The sequence below is a fragment of the Kitasatospora sp. NPDC056531 genome (genome assembly GCF_042794375.1).
Taxonomy (GTDB): Bacteria; Actinomycetota; Actinomycetes; order Streptomycetales; family Streptomycetaceae; genus Kitasatospora.
Genome location: NZ_JBHTTU010000106.1, coordinates 17,206 through 19,549 on the forward strand (window position 1 = coordinate 17,206; position 2,344 = coordinate 19,549).

The 2,344-nt window shown below is 72.4% G+C and carries 3 protein-coding genes and 1 pseudogene; 2 read left to right on the plus strand and 2 right to left on the minus strand.

What is annotated here, in order from left to right; genetic code table 11:
* Positions 1–569 (minus strand): annotated as a pseudogene (locus tag ACFQ87_RS39415) (histidine decarboxylase); the annotation flags it as partial.
* Positions 570–730: 161 nt separating this feature from the next.
* Here ACFQ87_RS39415 and ACFQ87_RS39420 point away from each other — a divergent pair.
* Positions 731–1,222: an Lrp/AsnC family transcriptional regulator gene (locus tag ACFQ87_RS39420; RefSeq protein ID WP_380615769.1), complete on the plus strand. Its 492-nt coding sequence runs from the start codon at positions 731–733 to the stop codon at positions 1,220–1,222.
* Between the two features lie 227 nt (positions 1,223–1,449).
* Here ACFQ87_RS39420 and ACFQ87_RS39425 read toward each other — a convergent pair whose 3' ends face one another.
* On the minus strand, positions 1,450–2,106 hold the full coding sequence (locus ACFQ87_RS39425) for a TetR/AcrR family transcriptional regulator (protein WP_380615770.1): 657 nt from the start codon (positions 2,104–2,106) through the stop codon (positions 1,450–1,452).
* A gap of 92 nt (positions 2,107–2,198) precedes the next feature.
* Here ACFQ87_RS39425 and ACFQ87_RS39430 point away from each other — a divergent pair.
* Positions 2,199–2,344: NAD(P)H-binding protein (locus ACFQ87_RS39430; RefSeq protein ID WP_380615771.1), on the plus strand; the 146-nt coding region annotated here is incomplete at its 3' end.

Here is a 2,344-nt window from a genome sequence, read left to right on the forward strand (position 1 = left end):
GATTCTACGCCCCCCTGGTGGTGGGCGTTCGGGTTCCGCCGGTCGGGGTCGGCCTTGACGTAGCGCACGGCGTCGAAGGGGGCGGCCGGCGGCTGGATCAGCGCCTTGCCGCTCAGGTAGTCGCGGGCGTTCCAGAGGGCGTACATGTTGCCCTCGGTCGAGCCCATGGACAGCATGTAGCCCCAGTAGGACTCCGGGTCGGCCGGGTCGTGCGGGCGCTCGGCGTGCCAGAGCTTGGCGTAGTAGTCGAGGACGGCCCGCTCGACCACCTTGGTGTTGGGCTTGTAGCCGCCGCTCTGGAACGGGTCGCCGAGGTTGTTGATGTTGTTCGGCATGAACCGGGCCAGGTCCAGCGCGGTGCCCTGCATGTCCTGGGTGGCTTGGTAGCCGACCAGGTGCTTGCGCTTGCGCGTCAGGTACTCGTCCACGGCGTCGAGCGCGCGCAGCCGCTGCGTGTCGTCCAGGCCGCCCGCGGGAAGCGCGAAGTCGCTGCCGTCCAGCTCCGGGCCGGGGTCGACGGCGGTCTGGGCTGCGGTCGGCGCGAGGGCGGCGGACGCGGTCGGGCTCATGGGCGGGCGCTCCGGGGGGTTGCTGCGGACGGCGACGGACGTTCGTCGCCAGCGGCAAGGATGGAACTTTCCGGGCCCGTGGGGAAGCTCCTCCGAAGAACATTCGGTCCGAGATCGATCAGGTTTGCGAATCTGCGGAGCGGACTGGAATCCTGGCAGGCATGCCGAACAATCCGCAGGGCCGGCGAGCGCCCCTCGACGAAGTGGACCGGGCGATCATCAGCGCCCTGGCCGACAACGCCCGCCTCCCGAACAACGCCCTGGCGGCCGCCGTCGGCATCGCCCCGTCCACCTGCCTGGCCCGCGTCCGCGCGCTCCAGGAGCGAGGCATCATCCGCGCCTTCCGCGCCGAACTCGACCCCGCCGCGATCGGGCTGCCGCTCCAGGCGATGATCTCGGTGCGGCTGCGCGCCCACACCCGCGAGCAGAACGAGAGCTTCCGCGGCACCGCCCCCGACCTGCCCGGCGTCCTGGCGGTCTTCCACATGGCCGGCTCCGACGACTACCTGCTCCACGTCGGCGTCGCGGGCCCCGAGGCACTGCGCGACTTCGTGGTCGACCACCTCACCACCCACCCGGCGGTCGCCCAGACCCGGACCAACCTGATCTTCGAACAGATACCGGGCCGCCGCTACCTCGCCCCCGGGCACTGACGATCCGCCAAGTCCGGCTGCCACAAACCGGTTTATGGTACGGAAACGACCCCCCGCACGCCCGACAACGGCCGGATCGACCACCCGCTGTGCGCCCGGGGCCTTTACTTCACCGATGACGCCGGGAACCTCTTCGAGGTCATGTCGCCCAGGTGGCAGCGCCGGGCGATCCGTCCCCACCGAGCCGTCGCCCCAGCCCCGGTCGCCACCGCGCCCGCCTCGTCGGCTCAGGCCTCCGGCGCCTCGATGCCGCCGAGCAGGGCCCGGACGGTCGCGCTCGCGAACTCCGCCAGGGCGACGGGCCGCAGGGCCTCGGCGGGGCCCTCCCCGGCGTAGAAGACCTCCAGGAAGGCGCGGTGGAAGCAGGCGCCGATCAGCAGCATCGCGGCGGCGTCCGGGTCGACGGCGGCTGAGACCCGCCCCAGCCGCTGCTCGGCCCGCAGGTAGTCGGCCAGGTGTGAACTGACACGGTGCGGACCGGCGTCGTCGAGCTTGCGGCGGTGCGCGGCGAGCAGCTCGGGGCTGGCGAGCAGCCCGCCGGCCATCGGGAACGACTGCCGGTAGAACGGCACGGCGACCTCGACCACCGCCTCCAGGTGCTCGCGCACCGTGCCCGCTCCGGCCCGGTCGGGCAGGTCGGCGACGGCGGCGGCCAGGCGCGGAGCGCGTTCGCGCAGCACGCGGACGAAGATCTCCTCCTTGTCCCGGAAGTGCTTGTACAGCGCCGCCTCCGAGCAGCCGGCCTCCCGGGCGATCTCCTTGGTGGTGGCCCGGACCAGCCCCACCGTGCCGATCAGCCGGGCGGCGGCGTCCAGCACCCGCGCCCGGGTCAGCGCGCCCCCGGTCAGCGGCTCGGCCCCCTCGTGCGTCCACTCGTTCGTCATGGGCACCAGCCTAGCTTGACAAGTGGGTGAGCACTCACTCACCATCGGGAAAAGTAAGGAAGTGAGCACTCACCCACCCCCTGGGAGGGGTCATGGAACTCGCCGTTCTGGGCGCTACCGGCGGCATCGGCCGCCACCTGGTCACCCTCGCCCTCGCCGACGGGCACCACATCACGGCCGCGGTCCGCGACCCGGCCCGACTGCCCGTCCGCCACGACCGCCTGACCGTGGTCAGGGC